Source organism: Pedococcus sp. P1_H8 (assembly GCF_056405175.1).
The window spans coordinates 1-370 of record NZ_JBFUCP010000437.1; the positions used below are offsets into that span (position 1 = coordinate 1).

The window sequence follows — 370 nt, forward strand, 5'->3', positions numbered from 1 at the left end:
TCGTCGAGGTGGGCGCGGTGGGTGTCGTAGAACACGTCGAGGGCGTGTGTCGCATCGGACAGTTGCCGCGTAGTCCGGTCGACCGACACCGATTCCGGGCCGGGCGAGGTGACGCCGGTCATGTCGGACAGGGCGACGTAGGCGCTCGCGGCGGCGTAGCAGGCGTCACGGACCGGCGCCCACGGTCGCCGGATGTCCCGCTCCGGGAAGAGCGCCGCGGACGCCTCAACTGCGGTTTCGACGGTTCGCTGCCGGGCGTCCATGGCCAGGAAGGCCGCGGTCATCGACTCCCGGGCGCGACGGATCCCGTCGTCGTCGTCGGATCCCCCCAAGAATCGCGGCCATCGGCTCGTCACGGCACCCATCGTAC

General features: G+C 70.8%; 1 protein-coding gene. It reads right to left on the bottom strand.

Annotated elements, in window-relative coordinates:
* Window positions 1-356, bottom strand: a 356-nt coding sequence (locus tag AC1DYG_RS20735; protein ID WP_477641711.1) for a hypothetical protein, incomplete at its 3' end; no start/stop codon positions are given.
* Between the last annotated feature and the right edge of the window lie 14 nt (window positions 357-370).